Consider the following 20,715-nt stretch of genomic DNA (forward strand, 5'->3'; position numbering starts at 1 on the left):
CAAGGAGGGTATAACCCCATGCAAATGATTAATTCAAGCGAAAGCTTTTATACAACTATTAACTCTGCCAAACTGACTGTAGCTGTCTACAAAGCTGACTGGTGTGTAGATTGTAAATTTATCGATCCATTCATGCCGGAAGTGGAAGCCCAGTATGCAGATCGTCTGCAGCTGGTCGAAGTGGATGTGGAGAGTGTAGGAGATGTGAGCCAGGAGCAGAACATTATGGGCATCCCAAGTTTTGTAGCCTATGCCAATGGCAAAGAACTGGTTCGCTTTGTAAACAAAGCCCGCAAGTCACGCCAGGAGATTGAGCAGTTCCTCGATCGTGCAGTGGCTGTATATGCGGCGCTGAATACACAGACAGCCGAGTAAGAATGTACACTTGGAAAATATAAAGGATGTTCATTGGATCACTTAGAAAGGCATTGAAGATCATCCTGTCATATTAAAAAGCAGCTTTCTCCAAGCATGGAGCTTGCCGGAATCAGGGTAACACGAATTTACCAGGATACCGTAAGCTCACGGAATGCAGGAGAGGCTGCTTTTTTATAAATCCTGTATCCGGGTATCAAACATCATATCGACACCTGTTCCATTCTGTCATACTACAGAGATTGATCATTTTTTGTCACAAACCTGCCGCTAGGAACGAGCCAGAATTGATATAATAAGATTGACTTCAAATGAACGTCACTATCATATAAATAGCGGGTGATTCTCATCATGGCCAAAAAGCCACTAATAACAATTAAGCAACTGAAATGGCTGAGCTATATAACCTGTCTCGCCATGTTTCTCGCAACGATGGGCGGCCTCGTCGTAACCAAAACAGGTTCCGGTATGGGATGTGGAGCCCAGTGGCCGCTGTGTCACGGCCAATTTATCCCGGCTTACACGATCGCTTCATTGATTGAATATTCACACCGTGCAGTCAGCGGATTTGCCGGACTTACGGCACTGTTTTCTTTTATCGGATTTATGTTCTTTAATAAAAACAAAGAGCTGCGCGTGTATGCTGCATTCACTCTGTTCTTTGTTATTTTGCAGGCGATTATGGGCGCATTTGCAGTAGTATTCTCCCAATCGTCTCCAGTCATGGCACTGCATTTCGGTTTCTCGATGATCGCATTTGCCAGCTCCGCGCTGCTCGCCTTCAGTGCACGCCGACTGCATCTTCGTCAAAAGATTCATGATATCGCCGATGAGCCTCCAGTTAGCAAAGGGTTCCGCAACCTGACCTGGTTCGCTACAATCTTTACGTATATCGTCGTGTATACAGGAGCATTTGTCACGCATACCGATTCCCGTGGTGGCTGTTCGGGCTTCCCGCTCTGTAATGGAGCGATTATCCCTGAATTGTCCGGCGGTGTCGCAGTAGCCTTTTTGCACCGTGTTGCTGCTGTCGCACTCGTGATCGTGATCGCTATTCTCGCCCATTATGCCTATCGTCGTCATCCGCATAATCCGGGCATCCGCAAAATGGGTCTGCTGGCTATCCTGCTGATCCTGCTGCAATTCGTTAGCGGAGCAATCAATATTTTCACCATGTATGTACCGGAAGTCTACTTCTTCGCTACCATGTCACATACCCTGATTATTCAGTTCCTGTTCGGTGTTCTCTGCTACATGAGTCTGCGCGTATGGCAGCTCAGCCGCGGTTCTTACGGCCGACTGGCACCCAACGCATGGGGAGAAGGTACAAGCACAGCCGATCAGAAGACAGGTACCGTACACTGATTGCGTATAGTGTCTTATGAATTAAGTCTGCAATCAGGTTCGCGCATAAAACGGAGTTTATATCGCATCTGCATATTATGTATTCTACAGATCATTCGTCTAGTTGATCCTCCAGCCGTCCATTAGTTATTTGGACGGCTTTTTTATTGGCATTGCTAGACAGAGCCACATATAATCAAGCAGCAAACACAGCAAACACAGCAAACACAGCAAACACAGCAAACACAGCAAACACAGCAAACACATAACGTATTGCGCGTATCTTTGTTTAAAACAAAAATTCCCACCTTCCTCTAGCGGAGAGAAGAGAATTCTACCAATGACCGACATTTAAGAATGGAGATCGACCGCTGCAAGCGGTTGTTCAGGATCTCCATTCTTAACCGGAGAGAATGGTAGAATCTCTTCTCGCAGCGAATGAAGCATAACCTTATAAAGCAAATGAAACATCATCTCACGAACCAAAGCCCAAATCAATAACACCTGCCTCACCAAAATTAAAGTCCATGAAAATCAATTTTCTTTGCATAACTATTCCTCCAACATCAAAAACAAAAAAGCTCTAACATATTCAGCCGACTAGGACGAAAAAGTACTAAAGCCCACTAACTTGCTACCAAACGGCTCCAAAGCCCATCCAGAGGCAAGTTTATTAGCACGCTGACCAATTTCATCCTTTAAATATGTAACTTTTTACTAATCCCAAGTATTCTGATAAACTTTAAAAACTATTTGATGAAATTTTGCTGAATCTATCGAAAATCCATATATTTTTGCTTTACAAACGATGTGATCTTCAATATACTGAGTAAAGATTTTCATTCGACGTTTTCATATTTTCTTATCGAGAGTGGTGGAGGGACTGGCCCGATGAAACCCGGCAGCCGATTTGGAAATGACCGTTAAGGTCTTATTTTCCAAATGACATGGTGCTAAATCCTTCAAAATGGCAGATGCATAATTTATAGCATCCTGCGATTTTGGCAGATGAGAAGGCAATATCTAGATGATAGAGAGCCCTTTTCTGCAAAGGGCTCTTTTTGTGTATAAAGCGGTCGCTTGAAGAACAAATAAGGACATAACAGCATGAAAGCTTGAAATAGAGCAAGATGCGAGGAGGAGGACCAGCAGCTTGATTCAACTGGAGAATTTGACCAAAACCTATGGCAAAGGCAAAAATGTAACCCCTGCCTTGTCCGAGCTGAATCTCTCGATCGAACGTGGCGAGATTTTCGGTGTTATCGGCCATTCGGGTGCTGGTAAAAGTACACTGATACGATGTATTAATTTATTGGAGCGACCAACATCCGGACGGGTATGGATCGATGGAGTGGATCTAACCCGGTTGAGCAAGTCAGCCTTGCAAGCCCGTCGCCGCAAGATCGGCATGATCTTTCAGCACTTTAACCTGTTGTCTTCGGCTACCGTCTATGACAACATTGCTTTTCCGCTGCGGCTCGTCAAGACCCCGGAAAAGAATGTACGTGCCAAAGTAGAGGAATTGCTCGCGCTGGTCGGTCTGGAAGCCCATGCAAGCAAATATCCGGCCCAGCTGTCCGGTGGACAGAAGCAACGTGTCGGTATTGCCCGTGCACTGGCAAGTGATCCGGATGTGCTGCTCTGTGATGAAGCGACATCCGCACTCGACCCGCAGACGACAGATTCGATTCTCAAATTGCTGCTGGATATCAACCGCCGTTTTAACCTGACCATTGTGCTGATCACCCATGAGATGCATGTGATCCAGAGCATCTGCGATCGTGTCGCTGTTATCCATCAGGGCGGTATTGTGGAAAAGGGTCCTGTGGCTGAAGTGTTCCTGAAGCCGCAGCATCCAGTTACCCGCGACTTTATCAGCCGTGAGTACAGCCAGGCTGAACTGCTGGATACGGCGCTATCTGCACCACATGGTGCTTCTGCACTGGCTGTAAAGATTTCGTTCCTGGGAGACAAGACATACCAGTCTATTCTGTCACAGACCGTGCGTCAGACGGGTGTAGATTTTGCCATTATTCAGGGAACCATCTCCACACTGAAAAATGTGCCTTACGGACAGCTGATTGTCCGTTTTGAGGGAGAAGAGGCGCTGATCCGCCGTACGATTGAGATATTGACCGGCGAAGGCCTGGATGTGGAGGTGATTGAGTAATGGATGTAGGTGCACTTGATTTTACGCAGGTAGACTGGACAGAGTTTGGTACAGCTACCAAGGATACACTCGCCATGCTCGGTGCTTCGGCATTGTTCACCCTGATTCTGGGATTGCCGCTGGGAATAATCCTGTTTATGTCGGCTCGCTCGACATCGCCTATTATACGTGTGGTATACAGCATATTATCGGTAATTGTGAATATTCTTCGCTCGGTTCCATTCATTATCCTGATCGTGGCTTTGCTGCCGCTGACGGATAAGCTGGTCGGTACGACGATCGGTGTCAAAGGAACGATTCCGCCGCTCGTCATTGCAGCAGCGCCGTTTTTTGCAAGACTGGTAGAGACAGCACTGCGTGAAGTCGATCGCGGCGTGATCGAAGCTGCTCATGCGATGGGCGCTTCCGTATGGCAGGTCATTACCCGGGTGCTGATCCGGGAAGCGATGCCTGGACTGATCGCTGGTCTGACAGTTACTGTCGTCGCTCTCGTCTCCAATACGGCGATGGCTGGTATGGTAGGCGCAGGGGGACTTGGAACCCTGGCAATCAACTATGGATATTACCGCTATGAGACAGCCGTTATGCTGGTTGCTGTCGTGCTGATGGTTATCATTGTGCAGGTACTGCAGATGATTGGCGACCGTCTGGTAATTTATTTTTCAAGAAGATAATAAGGAACAAACGTCGGTACAGCCTGTATCATTCGTTCTGAACTTCATATCTTCATCCTATATACCAAACTATCTTAAAGGGGATAACACACAATGAAAAAATGGGCACTCGCTCTGATCAGCATCATGCTGATCGCTGTCGTCGCAGCTTGCGGCAATAAAAACACTGGAGATTCCGCATCATCCGGTGCGGCTGAAGGAAGCAAGGAAGTTACACTGCGCGTCGGCGCAACAGCTGTTCCACACGCAGAGATTCTGAACCACCTCAAACCTGTTCTGGCCAAAGAAGGAGTTAACCTGGAAGTTGTTGAATTCACGGATTACATCCAGCCTAACGTACAGCTGAATGACAGCAAACTGGATGCAAACTATTTCCAGACCAAGCCTTACCTGGATGAGCAAAACAAATCCCGCGGCATGAACCTGGTAACGGTACAAGGCGTACACATCGAGCCATTCGGTGGATATTCCAAAAAGTACACTTCCCTGGATCAGCTTCCTGACGGCGCAACTATCGCGATCCCGAACGAAGTATCTAACGGTGCACGTGCACTGATCCTGCTGGCTAACAATGGTCTGATCGAACTGAAAGACAAAACCAAAATCACTTCCGATGTAAAAGATATTACTGCTAATCCGAAAAACCTGAAATTCGTACCTATGGATGCAGCAATGCTGACTCGTCAGCTGAACCAGGTTGATATGGCGATGATCAACATGAACTATGTACTGGAAGCCAAAATCGATCCTAAATCTGCACTGGTAGTTGAAGATAGCAGCGCACCATACGCGAACTATCTGGTATCCCGTGAAGATAACAAAGATTCCGAAGCGATCCAGAAGCTGGCAAAAGCACTGACTTCCGATGATACCAAGAAATTCATCGAAGAGCAGTACAAAGGCGCTGTAATCCCTGCATTTGAAACCAAATAATTAATAAACCATAATAAAAATACGGTGATGTCCTATATAGGGCTCACCGTATTTTTGCGTTCTATTCATTGATCATTCTGCGCAGAAGTTCTAATCTTCCATGCATAACTCTTCAAATCGTGCCTGCACAACCTGAGCCAGTTCCTGCGGGTGCAGTTCGATCTGTGTACCGATCCGTCCTGCGCTGACGATGATTTGATCCAGCTGGGTTACGCGATGATCGATAAAGGTAGGATACAGCTTTTTCATTCCTACTGGCGAACAGCCGCCGCGGATATACCCCGTCCATTTTTGCAGTTCTTTAACCGGCAGCATTTCCAGCTTTTTCTCACCAGCAGCGCGGGCAGCCTGTTTGAGATCCAGCTCTGCACCAACCGGAATGACAAAGATATGAAGTCCATGCTTGCCCTGAGTCACCAGCGTTTTATGGACCATCTCGGCAGGCTTGTTAATTTTGGCAGCTACAGCATTGCCGTGAATCTGACCGTCTTCCGGATCGTACTCGTGGATCTGGTAGTGAATCTGTTCTTTATCCAGAATGCGCATGGCATTCGTTTTATTTTTATTGGCACTCATGATCAGGATTCCTTTCTGCCGATAATCATACTCTCATTCTAATCTATCCAAAATACAGCCTGAATTCAACCTGTACCCTGTAGTGAGGTATGATTAGTAGTTACCTTTTGACATCTGCTATCACTAGTTTGTACACTATTAGTGAACTCGAATTGAGGATGAATGACCAGGGAGGCATCATATTGGAACGCAGAATCGCTCTAATAACAGGAAGCGCCAAGGGACTTGGCAAAATGACGGCGCTTACGCTGGCCGGTCAGGGCTATGATATTGCTCTAAATTATGTACACAGTGAAGCAGAAGCTCTGCAGCTGCAGCAGGAGATTCAGCAGCTGGGTGTACGCTGTATTGCTGTGCAGGCAGATGTATCAGTAGAAAAGGATATTGACCGGCTGGTAGATGAAGTTGAGCAACAGCTGGGCAGTGTGGATATATTGGTGAACAACGCGGGTCCTTTTATCCGGGAACGCCGTTTATTTATGGAATATGAACGTTCCGAGATTATGGACATGCTGCAGGGGAATCTGATTGGGGCTATGCTGCTGGACCATCGGGTACTGCCGCTGATGCGCAAGCGCAAATGGGGAAGAATTATTCATTTTGGCTTTGGTCATGCAGCAGAATCCAGAGCCTGGCCGCATCGTGCCGTCTATGCTGCAGCCAAAGTCGGTCTGGTTTCCTTTACCAAGACATTGGCTGTAGAAGAAGCCGCAAGCGGTATTACGGTGAATATGATCTGTCCCGGTGATATTCGCGGAGACAACAAGGAGAAGCGAATCGATGAGGTACTCGGCATGAGTGATGGCGAGACGCCGCGCGGCAGACCGGGAAGCGGTGAGGATATTGCTCGTGTGATCGCCTATCTGTGTGAGACCGATTCGGACTTTATTACAGGTAATATCATGGAAATTACCGGAGGACTGGATCCGATTCGGCCGTATGTAAAATAAACACAAAAAAGAGACCCTCCGTCCGGAAGGTCTCTTTTGGTGGCAATTGCCTATAGATCAATGCATGAAAAGGAACGGCTTAGAATACTTGCACTACCTCTTCCACACCTTCAACTTCTTCGAAAAGGGCGCGCTCAATACCGGCTTTCAGTGTGATTGTAGAACTTGGGCAGCTACCGCATGCACCCATCAGTTTCAGTTTGACGATACCGTCTTCAACATCAACCAGTTCCACGTCACCGCCATCGCGCTGCAGGAATGGACGCAATTTGTCCAGAACTTCCATTACTTCATCATACATTTCAGCTTGTACGCTTTCACTCATATTGTTCAACTCCTTTCGTAAGTATATTATAATATAAAAGTAAACCAATTTCAGCATTTGTGCCATTGATTTTTATACTCATTTCAAATTTATTTTGAAAATGAGACATGATCCCGTCACAATCTGCATTAAACATGATAAAATAGATCAGATCGGCAGGATAAAAAAACAGCTTTATCGCTATACTGAAAGGACACAGATTGGAGCGTATTACATGAGACCGATTATTGAATTTTGCCAGAGCAATATGCATAATGGCACAGATCGCATTATGAAGGAGCTCGACAATCATCCCGATTACGATGTAATCGAATACGGTTGTCTGGGGAACTGCGGTCAATGTTATGCCATGCCGTATGCACTCGTTAACGGAGAAATTGTCGCATCGGAAGATGTGGATTCCTTATATACATTAATTATGGATAAAATTAATGAGGCGGATGCCTGGGCTGATCTCGATCTTGATTGAGATCAGCTTTTTTGTATTTACAGACATGCCGATTAACCACAATTATGCAATATATCACCAGTCAAAGGCGCGACAGTGCCTGGCCTATTAACCGAAATGATGTCTGGACATCCAGAGCACGCCACTTTTCAGCAGACGTGGTACACGGCCGGTAACGGAACTTTTGCCACCAAATCCGAATCCTGAACCAAAGCCTGCATGCTTGCCGAGTGCGCCAAGTGTACCTTTGAGCTTGAGCGGTTGTACTTTGGGTTGTTCACCTTTCCAGCCGGCAACGATAACATTGGCAATCTGTTCTGCCTGTGCTTCAGCAGCCTGTGCGCTGGCAGCGAATGGCAGGGATGCGCAGTCACCACATACGAATATTTCCGGACGGCCTGGAATACGGTACAGATCATCCAGAATGACGCGGCCGGAGTTGTCCTGATTCACGTTCAGCTCATCAACCAGCGGTACCGGACGAATACCTGCGGTCCATACCGTAATATCTGCCGGGATACGCTCATCCGGTCCGTTATAGACGCAATCTTCCTCAACGCGGCTGATATTGATTTTGTTACGAATCTCTACATTATGCTCTTTGAACCAATCCTGTACATACTTGGATAGGCGTGGAGGAGAAGCAGACAGCAGTCTTTCTCCGCGATCCAGAATACGAACATGCAGATCTTCGCGGCTTTCGCGAATCTCGGCAGCAATCTCGATACCACTCAGTCCGCCACCAACAATATTTACAGTTGCCTGAGGTGGCAGGTTGTTCACACGGCGGTACGTCTCGCGAGTAGCTTCAAAAGTCTGAATAGTAGAAGTGAATGTATCGGCTCCCGGTACACCATGGAAATTATCGACACAGCCCAGTGCAATCACCAGCTGATCGTATTCCAGCGGTTCTCCATCGGCAAAAGAAATACTTTTCTCATCCATATTGATGCCATTTACTTCGCCGTAGCGAACAGATAGCTTGGGATGAACAGGGAATTTGACACGCAGCTCCATATCGGAGGAAGTTCCTGCCGCGAGTGCGTAATATTCGGTTTTGAGTCCCTGGAATGGCATGCGATCCACCAGGATTAATTGAGTATCCGCCGGAATTTTGGTGTCCAGCAGCTCATGCAGCAGGGTGGTTCCACCATACCCTCCGCCGAGAATGACTAAGTTTTTCATGATATCTTCTCCCTTTATGCAGTGTGATTAATTGAGAATGTAATAGATTCCCGGATAGAATTACATAGCTTGGAAACGATAATGTATACTGACATCATCCGGCGCAGGGAAGCCAATAACGAGACCGGGTAATGCCAATCGCCTGACACTATAATAAGTTTATCGGCAGGCGGATAAACGGGCTTTACTTCAATGAGAAAGCATGTGATTAACATGCCTGTTCAATTAAGTAAAGCCCGGTGTATAGTGAAATGCAAAGCGCGGATAAAGGTATTGCCTGCGAAAGCGGTGAAGCTCGCGCAGATTAACGGTTATTCGTACACTTGAATTTCGTTATAGAAGGTATCCCGCTCAACCGGAATGCGACCTGCCCCTTTAACGAGCCAGATCAGTTCCTTGCGAGTCAGACCTTCCGGTGTCAGGGCTCCTGCAGCGTGACTGATACGTTCCTTGAGGATTGTACCGTGTACGTCGGATGCGCCAAACGCCAGAGCCATCTGGGTCAGCTGGGTACCGATATTAATGAAATAAGCTTTGATATGATCAATATTGTCAAGCATCAGACGGCTGATCGCGATCGTTTTGAGATCTTCATAAGCCGAGTTGCGACGCATAATGCTGGCGTTTTTGCTTTTTGGCTGCATGGATAATGGAATAAATACCTGGAATCCATGAGTCTCATCCTGCAGTTCACGAATCTGGATCATATGGTTTACACGATCCTCATACGTCTCGATCGAACCGTACAGCATGGTAGTATGCGTACGCATGCCCAGCTCGTGAGCCGTGCGGTGTACTTCCAGATAGCGGTCTACATTGGCTTTGTTGACACGCATTTTTTTGCGGTATTCGTCCGACAGAATCTCGGCACCACCACCGGTCAGGGATTCCAGACCTGCTGCTTGCAGTTCAACCAGTACTTCTTTGATACCCAGACCACTGATCCGGGTAAAGAAATCAATCTCGGCTGCAGTGTAAGCCTTGAGGGTAACATCCGGGAATGCTTCGTTCAGTGCTTTGAGTGAATCCACATAATATTGGAAAGGCACATTGTTATTGTGACCGCCGACAATATGGAATTCGCGAATGCCCGGGTGAATATGCTGATTCACATAATCGACCATTTCCTGCCCGCTGAGTGTGTAGGAACCTTCTTCGCCTTCATCTTTGCGGAAGTTGCAAAAAGCACAGTGAGCTTCACATACATTGGTGAAGTAAAGACTCATATTTTCGATGAAATATACTTTTTTGCCGTTCTTGCGCATATTGGCTTCGTTAGCCAGCTGCCCAATCGTCAAAATATCATCGCTCTCGTATAAATATACCCCATCTTCCAGGGATAAACGCTCACCTGCGCGTACTTTATTGATAATCTCTGCCATCCGTGTATCGGTATGTGGTGTAATAAGGGTGGACATGCTATATTCCTCCTGTTCTCCTGTGACGCTTCTGTCTCTGGTGTCTAATCCCGTAAGACGCTCTTGTCCTGTCTTACACCAATTTGGCACTATTGAATAATAGAAGCCTATATTTATGATTCGGTTATCTTTGATTTGTCACAACATTCGACACAACTATATCATTTTTGAAATAACGCCTAATATTCAATATACAACAATGTACATAAGAAGTCATCCATATTAACAATAATTGTGAAAAAAGTTACAACGAAAAATAAGGCTAAAAACGTAATTGTTTTTGACAGAAATTCGACATTTCACGTCATCGTTCACTATTCATTATAAACCTCTCATCAGACACGGGCAATACAATTACTTAAAAAATGAAGGTTTTAACAAGGTATTCATCCTTGAGAGGACTGGAGCAGAAGAGTATAATGAAAGAGGAAAAGGAGGGAATACGAATGATTACAATTAGTGATACAGCGGCTTCACGTATGAAGGAAATTATGGAGGCACAGGATATTCCGGGGCTGTTTGTACGTGTAGGTGTCAGTGCTGGCGGCTGCAGCGGATTCTCTTATGCCATGGGCTTTGACAGTGAAGAGACAGAGCAGGATATATATATGGATGTTCAGGAGATGAAGGTTGTCGTTAACAAGGAAGATCTTGGACTGCTGAATGGTCTGGAAATAGATTATGAAGAATCGGGTCTTGCCGGAGGATTCACGATCAATAACCCTAACGCAATTGCTACCTGTGGATGCGGCGCTTCTTTCCGTACACGTAAAGAAGACGAAGTACTTGCCCAGCCTTGTGAGGATTAATTTGACGTTGGTATAGCAAGTGGTTCATGGATGATCATGATGAACAGCATAATGATTTAAAGAACAGCATCTGGATCTGAGAATATCAGGATGCTGTTTTTTTGTTATATTGGGGTGGGTATCAAAATACATCGGCAAAGGAGGACAGCAAATTGAAATCTCGTATCATAGCAATGTTAGCCATACTTTTGATGATTTCCATAGTATTCAACCTGAAGCAGTATCATGAACGAATCATCAGTATGCCCGGACAGGAAGAGACCAAGAACCATTATGACCTTTTCAAGAATCGACTGTATCACACGGATCAATCCTTGCAGACTTATCATCAGGCACACTCGACAGCAGCCCAAAATAAAGCGCTCGTACAGGCGGCAGGTTACGCAGGTGAAGCTGTAAATGAAATTAAGCTGATCAATGCCTATGCGGAGCATCCGCAGGAACAGCCTCTGCTTATACTCGAAAGTGATATCATTCCAATACATACTGCTATTCAACATTATGCTGTTACTGCAGCAGGAGGTCATCATCCTCACACCGCTGATATCAATCAGACAAGTGAGCATGTTAATGAACTCATGACAGCACTTCAACATACGTCTTTGCATGATGAGCAGTCACTTGCTGAGATTCAGACGGCTGCGGAAGCAGTCAACAGTAGGTACAGGGAGTAAGTACGCCCTGTACCTTATTTTTTGTGCACTTCGTAGGAGATGCCATTGGTCGTATCGAGTGCATTCAGCTGACCGCCATAGGCAGCTCCGCCATCAATACCTATAATCCGGTTCACCCCATAATAAATATTGAAGTTGGCAGCATCCTGATGCAGATAAAAAGTAGGCGTATGACCAAATACAACCAGCTGCTCTCCATCATAGCCGGTATGAAAAGGTTCACGTATCCAAAATAGCTGACGTTCTGTCGTCTCGGCTGCTGTTTTGCCAGGTTCTACACCAGCATGCACATATAAATAATCCGGCGTCTCGTAATACAGCGGCAGTCCTGAGATAAATTCCAGATGCTGCTGCAGCTCATCATGGTGGAGATCCGGTAAATGAAAGTCTTCGCCAGATAATGTAATCAATTCATCACGCGTAAATCCGTAACTGAGAAGTGTAGCCAATCCGCCGTTTACCTTAAGCCAGCGGTTCCAGTCTGCTTCCCTGCCGCTAGTCAATGCATTGAACATTAGATCTTCGTGATTTCCCTTCAGTGCAATAGCTCCCTCACGGGTAAGCTGCATGACACGCTCCAGTGTACCTCGTGAATTGCTTCCGCGATCTACATAGTCACCAAGCAGAATGAGCTGATCCTGCTCCGGTCGATAATCGATGTCATCCAGCAGACGGTCCAGAAGGCTGAGTTCACCATGAATATCACTAATCGCCAGAGTACGTTCAGACATGAGCAGCCCTCCTTAATATTTATAAATAAAGTATAACGTATTAGTTGTTATTACCCCGATTTATCGGCTTGATGATATGACCGGACATCCCATCCTGAATCTGCTAAATATACAGCATTACAGAATATCCAGGATCAATAAGTACTCTCCGTCCAAGCCAAACAGCCACCTGTATTCGGTACAGGTGGCTGTTTGACTTGAACGGATTACTTATTTGGTTGTCTTGGTCGTAGTGGTTTTTGTTGTTTTGGCAGCTGTCTGGGCAGGCATAAGTTCGATTTTGCTTATCTTGGTCGTGCTACCGGATGCGAGAGTGATGAATACAACATCACCGGCTTTGAGGGAAGAGAGCGACTTTTTGGTCTCGGTTGCCTTGGTGCTGCCTGCTGCATGCGTCACGCTCACTACACTGGTTGCGCTGGTAGTCGTGAGTGTAGTTGTTGTTGTGCTAAATGTCTGGGCGGGAGGCTGACCACCAGTATTGGCTTTGGCTTCACCAGCTGCTGGAGGGGTTGGAGCCTCACCACTAGGAGGAGCTTCGCCTGCTTTGGGGGCTGTAGAGCCTTCCGTACCCGAAGGAATAGCGGGTTGAGTAGAAGATTTGTAGATTACAATTTTACTGCTGCTAATCGATTTAATTTTGCCGATAACGACATTCTTGTTGTTAGCGGCAGTTTTTGCCGTTGTAGAAGCAGCCGTTTTGGTCGTTGTTGCTGCATCGGCTGTAGAGAATGACGTTAGCGATCCTGCTAGCAAAGCAGCAGACAGGGCAAGACTGGATAATACTTTTATTGTTTTCATGAATGGTATTCCTCCTGGATAATAGATGATAGGGCAAGCCATATGACTTGCTTACAATATGTAGTATAGATTCGTAATATGAATTCCTTGTGAATAGAATACTTATTTCAATAGGCTATCTTGATTAACAGTAGCCAAAAGAAATTCAGCTATTGTTCCTATCATTTTCAAAAGTATATGAACTTCCCAATAACCAAAAAGCCATCCTCTGCTCCGTTATGAATAAACGGAAAAGAAGATGGCTAAACAGCCAGCAGATCATTCTGCTGCCGGTAAGAAAATGGATATATAGCGTTCAGGAATCAATCAGTCTGAAACATGGTCATATCGCGACTGTACAGACTTTTGGTACCGGATTGCAGATTGCGTACACGTACATATTTATTCGTATAGGCTTCTACATACCCTCGGCCGACTTCACAATACACGCCAGCAGGATCTTCCTGCCATACGATAATCAGGCTGCCGGACAGGCCAGCAGTAAAAAAGTGAATGTCTTCGGTCAACGTATGTTTTTTATTGGATTTCATGGAGGAGCCCCTTCCTATATTTAAAACCGCCTCAACCGGCGGAATTGTTCCGGTAAAGATTATACTCCATGACTGCGTATATGGCGATAGCTTTTTTATATAAAATTAGAAAAAACCGGGAACAATACCAATCCCGGTTAATCGGTTCAAAAAAGCAGTAGAACAGGGAGCAATCTTTATACTTGCATAATGGAAATATGTGGTTGTTATCATCCGATTTCTTAAAAATATCCGTACATGTGTCCTTGAACGATAATGGCAATGACTGCCAGATGCGCAGGGTAAAAGGCACGCCATAACCAGCGCGGAGGAGCGACAAGCGAGAAGTTCGGACGCAGCTCTGTACGGGCGGTAATCAGAAGTGTGGAGAATATGCTGTATATCTGAATCAGACTCGTATATCCAGCCAGCACAAAAATAAGAGTCAGCGCAAAATGGGCAAGTACCATCACATATCCCGGTACATATCGATAAATCAATATCAGCAGAATACCGTAAGCACCATAATCGGTATGCAGTACTTCAGCAACCAAGCTGAAAACGGCAACCAGCAGAATCGATACCGGGAACAGTCGTGAAGGTATGCGATCCAGTAGAATTAGCAGTAGCAAACCGATCAGCAAGGTGAACACTACATTCAGATTCGTAATATTAAAAGCGAACATGAACGGAAATTGGGAAAGCAGTGCGATAACCATTAGCCGAATCAGATATTTATTTACATTCCGGGTATGCCGGTATCCGACGACCAGCAGATAACAGTAGATCGGAAATGCGATCCGTCCGATGATCCGCATATACCGCTCATCAGAAAAAAAGGCATAGCCCAGATGATCAATCAGCATTGTAATCATTGCCAACCATTGCACAAGGCCACACCTCCCTATTCATAAACCTATACGATTAACCGACAATCCATGGATCAAAAACTCAGCATGACACCGCGGACAGCGAGTGAAATAACCAGCGCTCCGAAAATCACAAAACCTACGCCTGCCGCTCTGCTGTTTTGTTTGAAAAACTTGCCGCCCAGCGCTACCATCATGCCACCGATAATAAGCAGCATGAGTGAAATAATAAGGCGAAGGGTGAAGTATACACCAACACTCAAGCCGATAGACCTCCTTTATTTAAACAATCTCCAATTAAAATCGATTTGCAATAACCTAATTTTAAACTTCTCTATACTATACGATAAAAACCAGCTGTCTATCCAAGGAAAAGGTGAACAATTTGGCAACATCGGAAGCGCTGACAGACAGAAAATAGTCACAGACTGGTTGCCAATGAATATCCTGTACTATTCATTATTTCAAAATAGACATAAAAATCGGCTGGTTTATTTCGATTTTTGCCCAGAAGAAAAGCGCTTCTCCCGTCCGTTCACGATCATGGAAAGGGAAAAGCGCTTGGCTCCAGTTCGAACTGCGTGACAGGCATATTCCCTGGCAGCAGAACATTACGGTTAAAATCGATACAGTATTAGAGCTTCATGTTACTGCTGTGTCCCGGAGACAGCTTGGCATCCGGATCTACATATACTTTGGCATTATTGATAGCTGTAGGTGCTTCACCAAAACCGACCGCGATCAGCTTCAGCTTGCCCGGATACGTCGTAATATCACCGGCAGCAAAGATACCTTCAACATTCGTCTCCATCCGGGAATCAACGATAATGGAATTTTTCTCAATCTCGATTCCCCATTCAGCGATCGGACCGAGCGAGGAGAGGAAGCCAAAGTTGATAATCACGTCATCCACTTCGATCTCCTGGGTTTCGCCACTTTTCACATGGGCAAGGGTTACACGCTCGATGCGCTCTTCACCATGCAGTTCAGTGATTTCGGTTGGCGTTACTACTTTGACATTCGATGCCATCAGGTTCTCTACACTGTGCTCATGGGCACGGAACTTGTCACGGCGGTGGATCAGTGTCACTTCAGCAGCTACGGGCTCCAGCATCAATGCCCAGTCTACTGCAGAGTCGCCTCCACCGCTAATCAGTACTTTTTTACCGGCAAAACGGCTCAGGTCGCTGACAAAGTAGTGCAGGTTGGCTTTTTCGAATTGCTCGGCATTAGGCAGTTCCAGACGACGTGGTTCGAATGCACCTACACCGGCAGTAATGATAACCGCTTTGCTTTCATGTGTGCCTTTATCTGTGGTAACGACAAAATGACGGTCGCCTTTTTTCTCTACGTTCAGTACTTTTTCTTCCAGACGAATATCTGTATCGAACAGATTCATCTGCTGCTGCAGGTTGTTGACAAGCTCCTGGGCAGTAATTTTCGGGAAGCCGGCTACATCATAAATATATTTCTCAGGATAAAGGGCAGCGAGTTGTCCGCCCAGCTGAGGCATACTTTCGATCAGTTTGACAGATGCCTGACGCATACCGCCATAAAAAGCGGCAAACATGCCTGCAGGACCTCCACCAATAATAAGGATATCGCTCATTGCTCCGGTGGTTGTAGATGTCACCGTACCACACCTCCATAAGTAATCAAATCTTTACTCATTATAATCGGTTGAGAACGATTTTCAAAGGAAGGAAATGATCAATATTGTGAAGCCATTAATACCCATTATGTAATTCCTGAAAAATTAAGATTAAATTTTACATGAAATATACTGAAAATTAAATTTTCTCTTGATCTTTTCAGCGAAAATAGCTATCATTTCAGTTGTGTCGATAATGGTTTGTGACAGAAAACGGACAGTTTTTTGAAAAAAAAGCAAATTTTTTTTGAAAAAATGGAGCATAAAGGTTACAATATAATGTGACATATCGTATAGCAATATTGAGACAGTATCTCTATTTCTGCCACTCGTTGTGTATATTTTCACAATTGCGTACAACGTTCCGTGAAATTTATATACAAGTTTCTGCCAGAATGAAGAACCATTATCCCAGGTTTGGTTAAATAATTTATATCGTTTCAGTGCAGTGTCTGACTGTCTGTCGTTAACATAAGTGGGCAGCTGGATAATGCACGTAATGAATATCATTATGATTTAGCATTTTCTAATGCTCAATTGAACAAATTGGAAGGGGAAAACAGACATGAGTAGCATTCCAAAAATCGTCATTCTTGGCGCTGGTTACGGCGGCATCATGACAGCACAACGTCTTCAAAAAGAACTGAACTATAATGAGGCAGATGTGACTCTGGTTAACCGCCACGAGTATCATTATTTCACAACTCACCTGCATATGCCTGCAGCAGGTACAGACGCTGAAGAAAACGCGTATGTGCCAATCTCCAAGCTGATCGACGAATTCAAAATCGATCTGGTAAAATCCAATGTAAAACAAATCCTCCCACAGGAGAAAAAAGTAATTTTGGAAGACGGTACACTGTCTTACGATTACCTGGTTATCTCCCTGGGCGGCGAACCGGAAACATTCGGTATCCCGGGCATGATGGAAAATGCAATGATGATCCGCAGCATTAACTCCGTCCGCAAAATCCGTGAGCATATCGAAAGCCAATTCGTAGCTTACAAAACAGATAAAAAACCGGAGCGCCTGAGCTTTGTTGTCGGCGGTGCCGGCTTCACAGGTATCGAGTTCGTAGCCGAGCTGGCTGATCGTGTAGCCGAGCTATGCAGAAAACACGGTATCGATCGTTCCGCAGTTAAAATCTACAACGTAGAAGCAGCTCCAACTGCACTGCCAGGCTTCGATCCTGAACTGGTAGAATATGCAATGAAAGTACTGCAAAACAAAGGCGTTACGTTCAAAATCGGCGTAGCCATCAAAGAATGTCAGCCTGACGGCGTTGTCGTTGGCGATGACATGGAGAAAATCCCGGCTAACACTGTCGTATGGACAGGTGGTATCCGTGGTAACCGTGTTGTGGAAGAAGCTGGCTTCGAGACGATGCGCGGCCGCGTAAAAATCGACGAATATCTGCATGTACCAGGTTATGAAGATATCTTCATGATCGGTGACAGCGCCCTGATGTTCAATCCGGAAGGACGTCCATATCCTCCAACTGCACAAATCTCCATGCAGCAAGGACCAGTAGTAGCACAGAACATTCTGGCAGCTATTCGTGGACAACAACCGAAGAAATTTACATTCAGCAACAAAGGTACAGTTGCTTCCCTGGGTAAAGGCGAAGCAGTTGGTATCGTAGGCGACCGCAAGCTCAAAGGCTGGGTAGCTGCACAGCTGAAAAAAGTCATTGATATCCGCTGGCTGTTCATCATCGGTGGCGTATCTCTGGCACTGAAAAAAGGTAAATTCCTGTAAGATGCGTCATTGCAGCGTTCAGGTACGTGGATTGTTGACGCGTGACGAGCTGGACCGTTACAACGGCTTGATGGAAGCCGGTTCCTTTCTGGAAGATCAGAGCCGTTATGATCTGGCTTATGTGATCCAGCAAGAAGTGGATCTTCTGATCCAGCCGGCCATCGAGCGGTTAAAGGATAAAAGCCGGACACGTGACCGTGAAGAGCAGGAATATCTCGCTTCATTAAAAAATGACGGGACTGCTGCTGAATAACCGTACTTTCCGTGAATTATGCAATACGATATGCAGGTCCAAATAAAGAGCAGGCTCCAATGAGGAGCCTGCTCTTTTTGATTTATAATCGTCTATTCAGGAGAGAACAGAGTAAGAAAATAGTCTAACGACTTCTGATTATCGCAGTATAACGGTTTGAAGTGTTACCATGATTGCTATGAGAATCTTTATATGACATACATGAGCGGAAAGCGAATGATCGGCTTTTTATTAACGGGAAGAGCTCTCACCATTTTGCGTATTAACCTGGAATTGCCCAATTTCTTGCAGCAAATGGTCAGCGCTCTCGGTCAGGTGCTTGGATGATGTGGAGATGCTGGAAATGGATTGAGTCTGCTCGATGGTGGAAGAAGCCGCTTCCTGGGTAGCAGCTGCACTTTCTTCAGCTACAGCGGCAAGGCCTGTGATAACGTCAGATACCTGAAGAGCGCCAGCTTGTACTTCATTCACACCGGAGAGAACCTGAGTGATCCGGCCGATGATACCGTCTACCGAACTACGGATTTGTTCAAACGATTCCCGGGTCTCATTCATGGATTGCTGCTGTTGTACAGTAGTCTCGCGGAAGGAAGCCAGTACTGTAGAGCTTTGTTTGCCGGCATCCTGCAGTTCAACCAGCAGAGCGCTGATATCTTCGGCAGAGTGAGAAGCCTGTTCTGCCAGCTTTTGGACTTCACTGGCGACTACTGCGAAGCCGCGTCCGTGCTCACCCGCACGTGCTGCTTCAATCGAGGCATTCAGTGACAGCAAGTTGGTCTGGCTGCTGATTTCACGGATAACCTGCGTAATCTTAGCGATTTCTTCCAGTTTGTTGATGAGCAGAGAGTTGGATGATTCTACACGTTTGGTAGATTCCTGACCAGCCTGTGCCAGTGAGCTTTGCTGTGTGATGGCATCGGTACCACGTGTCATGGCTCCATTTACTTCTTCGATCATGCTGGCAGCTTGTCCGGCATGGGAAGATACCTGTTCCAGGGAATGGGTCATGCCCATAACCATTTCGGCTCCCACTTGGATAGATTCTGCCTGATCATTGGCACCACGGGCAATTTCTTCAATAACGGTAGAGATTTGCTGAGCAATATCACCTGAGCTGGAAGCATTATCGTACATTTGCAGAGAAGCTTTGTTTACATTTTCGGCAGAGTGGGAGACAGTCTCGATCAGATTGCGAAGAGCGGCAGACATGGTATTAAAGTCTGTGCCTAGCTGAGCGATTTCATCTTTGCCTTTGACAGGTACCTGTACTGTCAGGTCACCTTCTGCCAGACGCTGTGCATTTTGCTGGAGAATATTTAGTGGTTTAACGATACGTGTGGCGACAATAAAGGCGAGCACAGACAATGCAATAGTCAGTACAATCAGAATTAGAGTGATTTTGTTACGAAGTTGAACATAATCAGCGAAAGCATACTTTTCTGAAATAGAAGTTGCAATAGTCCATCCGGTACCAGGGAGTTTTTGATAGTACATTAATTGCGGATCGCCATTATAGCTGTATGAGATCTTACCGGAATCATTTGCAGTCAGAGAGGAAGAAATGGCACTATAATCTTTCTGTTCGGAGAGTAATTTATTGACAAAGTCAGCGTTAGGATGAGCGAGTACATTGCCATTGCGATCCAGGAGGAAACTAAAACCGCCTGCTGTTTTAATTGAATTGATATATTCGGTAATTGTAGAAAGATAAATGTCTTCTCCAAGTATACCGGCAACTTTGCCATTTTCATCTTTCAAAGGCATGGTAATAGGAACAGAGTATTTGTTACTGGATATATCGAGATAAGGATCATTTACACTCAATTTATTGGCAGCCAGACCGTTGATATACCAAGGACGCTGACGAGAATCATATCCTGCATCGGGTATCCAGCCACTTCCATCTACAAGCTCGCCGTTAGCAAGACCAAGATAAAGATCAGAGATGGTGCCATTATTCAGTTCGCTTTTATATACTTCCAGATGTTTGACAGTTACGTCTTTAATAGGGATATTATCTTGGATAAAAGTTCCCATAGTCTCAAGCACTTTGCTGTTGGTGTTAATCCATCCCTGTGTCTGGCTGACCGCAGTCTCAACGGTACTTTTTAATTCATCTTGTACAGATTGTTCTGCTTCCTGATTAAGCGTATACAAGGCAATAATACCTACAGGTACAGCAATCAGAATCACTGCGGAAACAACGAGTAAAATTAACTTGAGTTTCAAAGACATGAGATCTCCCTCTTTCTATTCTCCTG

The 20,715-nt window shown here is 45.5% G+C and carries 22 protein-coding genes and 1 riboswitch; of the genes, 11 read left to right on the forward strand and 11 right to left on the reverse strand.

What is annotated here, in order from left to right; all coding sequences use genetic code 11:
* The first annotated feature begins 18 nt into the window (after positions 1 to 18).
* The 5 genes from WH46_RS07445 (at position 19) to WH46_RS07465 (ending at position 5,496) form a co-directional block, all read left to right on the forward strand.
* Positions 19 to 375 carry a thioredoxin family protein gene (locus WH46_RS07445; protein ID WP_017815600.1) on the forward strand — a complete coding sequence of 119 codons (357 nt, stop codon included), beginning with the start codon at positions 19 to 21 and terminating at the stop codon, positions 373 to 375.
* Between the two features lie 351 nt (positions 376 to 726).
* Complete coding sequence (locus WH46_RS07450; RefSeq protein ID WP_046226258.1) at positions 727 to 1,740, forward strand: COX15/CtaA family protein; 1,014 nt, start codon at positions 727 to 729, stop codon at positions 1,738 to 1,740.
* An 838-nt stretch (positions 1,741 to 2,578) separates the two neighbouring features.
* A riboswitch (SAM riboswitch) is annotated at positions 2,579 to 2,734 on the forward strand.
* A gap of 138 nt (positions 2,735 to 2,872) precedes the next feature.
* The gene (locus WH46_RS07455) at positions 2,873 to 3,889 is read left to right on the forward strand and encodes a methionine ABC transporter ATP-binding protein (RefSeq protein ID WP_017815602.1); all 1,017 of its coding nucleotides are present in this window, start codon (positions 2,873 to 2,875) and stop codon (positions 3,887 to 3,889) included.
* Positions 3,889 to 4,563, forward strand: coding sequence for a methionine ABC transporter permease (locus tag WH46_RS07460; protein ID WP_046226259.1), 675 nt, complete (start codon positions 3,889 to 3,891; stop codon positions 4,561 to 4,563). Before WH46_RS07455 ends, WH46_RS07460 begins: the two co-directional genes overlap by 1 nt.
* A gap of 93 nt (positions 4,564 to 4,656) precedes the next feature.
* Entirely contained in the window at positions 4,657 to 5,496 is an 840-nt protein-coding gene (locus WH46_RS07465; protein WP_046226260.1) for a MetQ/NlpA family ABC transporter substrate-binding protein, read from the forward strand.
* A gap of 90 nt (positions 5,497 to 5,586) precedes the next feature.
* Here the strand turns inward: WH46_RS07465 and ybaK are convergent, their stop codons facing one another.
* Positions 5,587 to 6,072 (reverse strand): Cys-tRNA(Pro) deacylase, encoded by a 486-nt coding sequence (gene ybaK / locus WH46_RS07470; RefSeq protein ID WP_046226261.1) that lies wholly within the window; start codon positions 6,070 to 6,072, stop codon positions 5,587 to 5,589.
* 158 nt (positions 6,073 to 6,230) lie between these two features.
* Between ybaK and WH46_RS07475 the strand changes: the two genes are divergently transcribed.
* Positions 6,231 to 7,022: an SDR family oxidoreductase gene (locus WH46_RS07475; protein WP_046226262.1), complete on the forward strand. Its 792-nt coding sequence runs from the start codon at positions 6,231 to 6,233 to the stop codon at positions 7,020 to 7,022.
* A gap of 79 nt (positions 7,023 to 7,101) precedes the next feature.
* On the opposite strand, the gene WH46_RS07480 is transcribed toward WH46_RS07475, so the two are convergent.
* Positions 7,102 to 7,347, reverse strand: coding sequence for a NifU family protein (locus tag WH46_RS07480; RefSeq protein WP_017815716.1), 246 nt, complete (start codon positions 7,345 to 7,347; stop codon positions 7,102 to 7,104).
* A gap of 214 nt (positions 7,348 to 7,561) precedes the next feature.
* On the opposite strand from WH46_RS07480, the gene WH46_RS07485 reads away from it, so the two are divergent.
* Positions 7,562 to 7,816 (forward strand): YuzB family protein, encoded by a 255-nt coding sequence (locus WH46_RS07485; protein ID WP_017815715.1) that lies wholly within the window; start codon positions 7,562 to 7,564, stop codon positions 7,814 to 7,816.
* A gap of 87 nt (positions 7,817 to 7,903) precedes the next feature.
* On the opposite strand, the gene WH46_RS07490 is transcribed toward WH46_RS07485, so the two are convergent.
* Complete coding sequence (locus WH46_RS07490; protein WP_017815714.1) at positions 7,904 to 8,980, reverse strand: NAD(P)/FAD-dependent oxidoreductase; 1,077 nt, start codon at positions 8,978 to 8,980, stop codon at positions 7,904 to 7,906.
* A 311-nt stretch (positions 8,981 to 9,291) separates the two neighbouring features.
* Positions 9,292 to 10,398: an aminofutalosine synthase MqnE gene (gene mqnE, locus WH46_RS07495; protein ID WP_017815713.1), complete on the reverse strand. Its 1,107-nt coding sequence runs from the start codon at positions 10,396 to 10,398 to the stop codon at positions 9,292 to 9,294.
* Positions 10,399 to 10,844: 446 nt separating this feature from the next.
* Between mqnE and WH46_RS07500 the strand changes: the two genes are divergently transcribed.
* Both WH46_RS07500 and WH46_RS07505 read left to right on the forward strand, forming a co-directional pair.
* Positions 10,845 to 11,207, forward strand: coding sequence for a HesB/IscA family protein (locus tag WH46_RS07500; protein WP_017815712.1), 363 nt, complete (start codon positions 10,845 to 10,847; stop codon positions 11,205 to 11,207).
* 152 nt (positions 11,208 to 11,359) lie between these two features.
* Entirely contained in the window at positions 11,360 to 11,881 is a 522-nt protein-coding gene (locus WH46_RS07505) for a hypothetical protein (RefSeq protein WP_046226263.1), read from the forward strand.
* Positions 11,882 to 11,895: 14 nt separating this feature from the next.
* On the opposite strand, the gene WH46_RS07510 is transcribed toward WH46_RS07505, so the two are convergent.
* The 6 genes from WH46_RS07510 to WH46_RS07535 form a co-directional block, all read right to left on the reverse strand.
* On the reverse strand, positions 11,896 to 12,612 hold the full coding sequence (locus tag WH46_RS07510) for a metallophosphoesterase (protein ID WP_046226264.1): 717 nt from the start codon (positions 12,610 to 12,612) through the stop codon (positions 11,896 to 11,898).
* A gap of 210 nt (positions 12,613 to 12,822) precedes the next feature.
* Positions 12,823 to 13,413: a hypothetical protein gene (locus WH46_RS07515; protein WP_046226265.1), complete on the reverse strand. Its 591-nt coding sequence runs from the start codon at positions 13,411 to 13,413 to the stop codon at positions 12,823 to 12,825.
* Between the two features lie 302 nt (positions 13,414 to 13,715).
* The gene (locus tag WH46_RS07520) at positions 13,716 to 13,943 is read right to left on the reverse strand and encodes a hypothetical protein (RefSeq protein ID WP_017815708.1); all 228 of its coding nucleotides are present in this window, start codon (positions 13,941 to 13,943) and stop codon (positions 13,716 to 13,718) included.
* Positions 13,944 to 14,164: 221 nt separating this feature from the next.
* Entirely contained in the window at positions 14,165 to 14,812 is a 648-nt protein-coding gene (locus WH46_RS07525; protein ID WP_046226266.1) for a TraX family protein, read from the reverse strand.
* 53 nt (positions 14,813 to 14,865) lie between these two features.
* Complete coding sequence (locus WH46_RS07530) at positions 14,866 to 15,054, reverse strand: hypothetical protein (protein WP_046226267.1); 189 nt, start codon at positions 15,052 to 15,054, stop codon at positions 14,866 to 14,868.
* A 371-nt stretch (positions 15,055 to 15,425) separates the two neighbouring features.
* Entirely contained in the window at positions 15,426 to 16,424 is a 999-nt protein-coding gene (locus tag WH46_RS07535; RefSeq protein WP_046226268.1) for an NAD(P)/FAD-dependent oxidoreductase, read from the reverse strand.
* Positions 16,425 to 17,007: 583 nt separating this feature from the next.
* Between WH46_RS07535 and WH46_RS07545 the strand changes: the two genes are divergently transcribed.
* Together WH46_RS07545 and WH46_RS07550 are read left to right on the forward strand one after the other, a co-directional pair.
* Positions 17,008 to 18,201 (forward strand): NAD(P)/FAD-dependent oxidoreductase, encoded by a 1,194-nt coding sequence (locus WH46_RS07545; RefSeq protein WP_017815704.1) that lies wholly within the window; start codon positions 17,008 to 17,010, stop codon positions 18,199 to 18,201.
* 1 nt (position 18,202) lies between these two features.
* Positions 18,203 to 18,454 (forward strand): hypothetical protein, encoded by a 252-nt coding sequence (locus tag WH46_RS07550; RefSeq protein ID WP_017815703.1) that lies wholly within the window; start codon positions 18,203 to 18,205, stop codon positions 18,452 to 18,454.
* A gap of 231 nt (positions 18,455 to 18,685) precedes the next feature.
* Here the strand turns inward: WH46_RS07550 and WH46_RS07555 are convergent, their stop codons facing one another.
* Positions 18,686 to 20,683, reverse strand: a complete 1,998-nt coding sequence (locus WH46_RS07555) for a methyl-accepting chemotaxis protein (protein WP_197088257.1) — start codon at positions 20,681 to 20,683, stop codon at positions 18,686 to 18,688.
* Positions 20,684 to 20,715: the final 32 nt, after the last annotated feature.

This window comes from Paenibacillus dauci, from assembly GCF_000971985.1.
GTDB classification, from domain to species: domain Bacteria; phylum Bacillota; class Bacilli; order Paenibacillales; family Paenibacillaceae; genus Saccharibacillus; species Saccharibacillus dauci.

Excerpts from the sequence above, each read along its gene's own strand:
- ybaK (WP_046226261.1), bottom strand. The coding sequence starts at position 6,072 with ATGAGTGCCAATAAAAATAAAACGAATGCCATGCGCATTCTGGATAAA.
- mqnE (WP_017815713.1), bottom strand. The coding sequence starts at position 10,398 with ATGTCCACCCTTATTACACCACATACCGATACACGGATGGCAGAGATT.
- WH46_RS07510 (WP_046226264.1), bottom strand. The coding sequence starts at position 12,612 with ATGTCTGAACGTACTCTGGCGATTAGTGATATTCATGGTGAACTCAGC.
- WH46_RS07445 (WP_017815600.1), top strand. The coding sequence starts at position 19 with ATGCAAATGATTAATTCAAGCGAAAGCTTTTATACAACTATTAACTCT.
- WH46_RS07490 (WP_017815714.1), bottom strand. The coding sequence starts at position 8,980 with ATGAAAAACTTAGTCATTCTCGGCGGAGGGTATGGTGGAACCACCCTG.
- WH46_RS07465 (WP_046226260.1), top strand. The coding sequence starts at position 4,657 with ATGAAAAAATGGGCACTCGCTCTGATCAGCATCATGCTGATCGCTGTC.
- WH46_RS07550 (WP_017815703.1), top strand. The coding sequence starts at position 18,203 with ATGCGTCATTGCAGCGTTCAGGTACGTGGATTGTTGACGCGTGACGAG.
- WH46_RS07460 (WP_046226259.1), top strand. The coding sequence starts at position 3,889 with ATGGATGTAGGTGCACTTGATTTTACGCAGGTAGACTGGACAGAGTTT.
- WH46_RS07475 (WP_046226262.1), top strand. The coding sequence starts at position 6,231 with ATGAATGACCAGGGAGGCATCATATTGGAACGCAGAATCGCTCTAATA.
- WH46_RS07500 (WP_017815712.1), top strand. The coding sequence starts at position 10,845 with ATGATTACAATTAGTGATACAGCGGCTTCACGTATGAAGGAAATTATG.
- WH46_RS07520 (WP_017815708.1), bottom strand. The coding sequence starts at position 13,943 with ATGAAATCCAATAAAAAACATACGTTGACCGAAGACATTCACTTTTTT.
- WH46_RS07545 (WP_017815704.1), top strand. The coding sequence starts at position 17,008 with ATGAGTAGCATTCCAAAAATCGTCATTCTTGGCGCTGGTTACGGCGGC.
- WH46_RS07485 (WP_017815715.1), top strand. The coding sequence starts at position 7,562 with ATGAGACCGATTATTGAATTTTGCCAGAGCAATATGCATAATGGCACA.
- WH46_RS07515 (WP_046226265.1), bottom strand. The coding sequence starts at position 13,413 with ATGAAAACAATAAAAGTATTATCCAGTCTTGCCCTGTCTGCTGCTTTG.
- WH46_RS07480 (WP_017815716.1), bottom strand. The coding sequence starts at position 7,347 with ATGAGTGAAAGCGTACAAGCTGAAATGTATGATGAAGTAATGGAAGTT.
- WH46_RS07450 (WP_046226258.1), top strand. The coding sequence starts at position 727 with ATGGCCAAAAAGCCACTAATAACAATTAAGCAACTGAAATGGCTGAGC.